Source organism: Pseudomonas sp. MWU12-2037 (assembly GCF_023242345.1).
GTDB classification, from domain to species: Bacteria; Pseudomonadota; Gammaproteobacteria; order Pseudomonadales; family Pseudomonadaceae; genus Aquipseudomonas; species Aquipseudomonas gingeri_D.
In genome coordinates, this window is the sequence record NZ_JALLIZ010000040.1 from 1 (window position 1) to 4536 (window position 4536).

At 56.2% G+C, this 4536-nt stretch carries 2 protein-coding genes; both read left to right on the top strand.

Going from position 1 to position 4536, the window contains the following annotated elements; genetic code table 11:
• Positions 1–493 (top strand): hypothetical protein (locus M5B42_RS31955; RefSeq protein ID WP_248748055.1); only part of this gene is annotated, 493 nt, incomplete at its 5' end.
• Positions 490–4536 (top strand): neuraminidase-like domain-containing protein (locus tag M5B42_RS31960; RefSeq protein ID WP_248748056.1); only part of this gene is annotated, 4047 nt, incomplete at its 3' end. The genes M5B42_RS31955 and M5B42_RS31960, both read left to right, overlap by 4 nt.

Genomic DNA, 4536 nt, shown 5'->3' on the forward strand with positions numbered 1-4536 from the left:
GGTGCTGGGTCCGTATCAGGACATTCATGCCACCCTGGTGCAAACGCGCAGCAGTACCTTGTTGAAACCCTCATTGGGTGGCGTGGCAAGTCTCTATAGCGATGCCAGTGAATTGGCCGCGGGCAGCGATATCGAACTCGATCGGCGGTACATCGTCTTCAATCCGCGGATAAGCCAGCAGGTCGGGCTGTCCAGCGGCCTGGATGATGATGGCCTGTTCACCCTGAACTTCGACGATGAGCGCTACCTGCCTTTCGAGGGGACGGGCGCGGTGTCGAGCTGGACGCTGAGCTTCCCTCGGCACCTTTCGGCACATCAAGAAGCGGTCTTCGACTCCTTGACCGACATTATCTTGCAGGTGCGTTACCTGGCGGTGGACGGCGGCAAGGTGCTGGCTACCCAGGTCGAGCCGTTGGTGGCCTATGTGGAGCAACAAGAGTCTGTGCGAGCCTTGCTTTCAACACCACTGTTACTGCAGCAGGGTGAGTTATGAACAGCGGAATTATCCATGAACTCGAAGAACAACGCCGTGACGCCCTGGTCGCCTATTACCTGGGCCAGATCGTGCCGTCATCGAACACGGCGGCGCCCTTGCGCCTGACCACCCCCGAGGACCTCTACGAATACCTGCTGATCGACAACCAGGTCGGTGCCCAGGTGGAAACCAGCCGTGTCGCCCAGGGTATTGCCAGCCTCCAGCAGTATATCCACGCCATCTACAACGGCATGGAGCCCGGTTACCCCTATGGGTTCAGCGCCGAGGAACTGCGTCTGTGGCGCGAGAGCATGAGTCAGTACAGCATCTGGGCCGGTTACCAGATGATCGAGGATTACCCGGAAAACTACATCGACCCGACCCTGCGCCTGGGCAAGACCAGCCAGTTCAAGACCTTGGAAAATGATCTGGGGCAAAGCCGTTTGACCGAGGACAGCGTGCAGGTGGCGCTGAAAAACTACCTCAGTCAGTTTGAGTTGGTGAGTAACCTGAAGATGGTCTCGGGTTATATCGACGGCACGGACTTCAGGCACGCGAATTATTATTTTGTCGGTCGGCAAAACGTCGAACCTTTTGCGCCCTATTGGCGCAAGGCGGCGATTGACCTGAGTGATTCAAGTACCCACGTTTCGCCCTCGGCCTGGAGTGAATGGAAAACCATCGATGTTGCTTTTGAAGCTGGCGTCACCCAGGTTCGCCCCGTGGTGATTCGCGAGCGATTGCACGTGGTCTGGGTCGAAGCCGGCCAGCCGCAGATCAACGATGACGGCCATAGAACCGGAAAATACTTTTATTCGGCCAAGATGGCTTATAAGCAACTCAATGATCAATGGTCGCCGGCGACGATACTTTATACAGGGCTCACCTCGGTGAACACCTTGACAGATAAGTTGGCGGCGGAGGTCTATATCCGGAGTGGTGCGTTTTCGGTGGCCATGGATGTTCGTATTGCCTCGAGCCCTCGGTTAGTCGTAGCCTTTAAACTGGGCGCGAATGCGGATCTGCGAGTGTACGATGAGTCATTCAATCAGATTATATTGAGTGTGGCAGAACAGAATGAGTTGTCTCTCGTGGCGAGTTCGATGTTCGGCAACGACCCAATGCGCTTGCAGTTTCCTTATGTGGGCATCGATAGCGGCTCGGCGAATATTGACTGGATCATCGGTTCGGTGATGTGGGATCGTGAAAGCTCCTATAATTACTATCCCTCTCCGGGAGAATATCCGGATGCCTTGAATTCCTATCTGGAATTCAGTGCAACCTTGCACATGAGTAAGAACGCTCAGCAGGAGCTGATTGGAGGAAAACTTGAGGTTCAAGGCGCGTGTTCAAGTGTCCGTATGGAACGGGTGGATATCAAGCTTTCCCTTCAGGATCGACACGTTTGGGAATACTCGAGTCCGGTTGGTTTATGCCGGGTTGAGGTTCTTTGGGGAGTTTATTATGAGGGAGGGCAGACCTGGGCACTGTGCGAGATGATTAATCATGTGCTCTATTTTGAGGAAAAAATAAATCACAGTCATGTATTTAGTCATGATGGAACAGCGCTTGTTACGATAGATCAAAATACGCCGTGCACCCCAGAAGGCGCGGATTGGAACAGCTCTTTTCATAATGGGCGTGTCAGGCGGATGCGCTACAAGATTCCATTGGGCCTGGAACTGGATACGCTCCTGCCTCTCACACTTGAAGACGTTCAGGAAGGGGCTTCATTTAAGGTGGTATCGACAGTCTCTCTCAAATGGGGTGGTTCGGTCGGAGGGACTTTTAACTTTATAAATAAATCAAATATATTCTCTGAGACTTTTGCCCCGCTGACGCGTGATTTTGGAGTTTGGTACGCTTATGAGAGTGACGGTGCTTATATGGAGGAGCGGTTGGGCTCAGCGGCGCTTACGTTAAACGGTGCAGCTAAAACTCCCTTGTTCACAAAAAGTTGGACTGGCGCAACCAACACTTCTTATGCCTTTCCTTTTGGTGTGGCGAAATCTACCGATCCTGGAATAGGTTGGAATAGATTTCTGGTGAGTCTCAGTCCCATGCTCCGTGACGCCCCTAAAGTGATGACCACCGCGGCGGGCGCGCAGTTTCTTGATCTGCAGGCATTGGCGCTGGACGACCTGCGTTATGTTCGGCTAAACAGCTTGTTCGCCGCGGAGTTGGTCACCAAGGCGGCATTCTCCGTGGAAGCGGCCTTGAGCTGGGAGAGTCAGCACACGGAGGAACCCCCCGTTCCCGGTTCTTCGCAAGCGGTTCCCGTGGATTTCAACGGTGCCAACGGTCGTTACTTCTGGGAGTTGTTTTTCCATGCCCCGCACCTGGTCGCACAGCGCTTGCACAGCGAGTTCGATTACCTGGGCGCGGAAACCTGGTATCACCACATGTTCAACCCCTTGGCGCGGATCCAGCCGCTCGATCCTCCGCCTGCGGTGGACTATCCGTATTGGTGTGTCAGGCCCCTAGCCCAGCCCGACCGTCCCGCCGAGCAGTTTTTTGGCCTGGGTGGCCTGCGCGATCCGGATGCGATTGCCTACAGCGTGCCTTCGCACTACCGCAAGGCGATCTTTACCGACTACGTGAAAAACCTGATTGCCCGAGGCGACATGCTTTACCGGCAACTGAACCGCGATGCCCTCAACGAAGCCAAGCTCCTGTATGTACGTGCCTTGTCCTTGCTCGGCCCCTTGTCCAAGGGCCGCAGCATCAGCCGCTGGGAGCCCATGCCGCTGGTGGACGCGGCGGCTTATGACAGCGCGTTGTTCAGCGCCTTCGAATCGTCGATCCAGACGCTGTTCGCCGAGGATATTCCCCAGCATATCCAGGGCGACCCCTGGTTGCGCTTGATCGACGCGCCCTGGTTCCGCTTGCCGGTGAACACGCAATTGCTCGACCTGTGGGACAACCTCGATTTGCGCCTGGGCAACCTGCGCAACAACCTCACCCTGGACGGCAAGCCCCTGCTGTTGGCGCTTTACGAGGCGCCGGCCAATCCGTTCGACCTGTTGCGCGCGCAATTGGCCGGCGAAGGCGGCGGCGCCCGGCGGCTGGGGTCCCTGGCGATTATCCCGCCTTACCGTTTCCGCGTCATGTTGCCCCGTGTGCAGGGCGCCGTTGACACCTTGATCCGCTTTGGCGAGCAGGTACGCGGTTATATGGAGCTGCGTGACCGCACCCAGCAGGAAGAGCTGCTGCAAGCCCATGTGCAGGAACTCTCCGAGTTTGCTGTGACCTTGCAGGATCAGGCCATTGAGCAGGCCCGCAGCAGCAGGGATGCTCTGATGTCCAGCAAGGCGATGGTGGCTGCCCGTCAAGATTATTACGAGCGGTTGCGTAAAGAAGACGTTTCCGGCGATGAAAAATTGGCCATGTATGAACGTGTGGTTGGGGGGGGCATTACAGCTGGCTTGGCTGGGGCAACGACTGCCGCGCAGGTAATGGATGCAGTCACGGTGAATCTCATCGGGACGTCTGGTGGCGTACGCAAGCCTGCCGCGCTTGCCTTCGCGGCAATAACGGCTGTCGATGCTGCTGCAAAAGGTTTGGTAGTCCATGCCGATTTTCTAACTCAGAAAGATCAGTATCGCCGCCGACGCGAAGAATGGGACTTCATGATCGAGCAGGCCAAGGCTGAAATCGCAGTGATCGATAAACAGATAGACGCTCAGCGCATCGTTATCGCTTCCGCCAACACCGGTTTGCGGCAAGCCGAAAAAGCCCGCGAACAGGCCCAGATCTACTACGACTTCCTCAAACACCGTGCTGCCGGCCCGGGGCTGTACCAGTGGTTGCTCAGCCAGATGTCGACGCTGTATTTCCAGGCTTATGACGCCGTGTTGTCGATGTGCTTGGCCACCGAATCGGGTTGGCAATATGAGCTTGGCGATCATGACACGCGTTTTATTCCCCATGATGCCTGGGCCGACAACCGTCAGGGCCTGAACGCCGGCGAAGCCTTGAAGCTGGGCTTGCTGCGCATGGAGTCGGCGTTTCTCAACCGTCATGAACGCCGCCTGGAACTGACCAAGACGATCTCCCTGAAG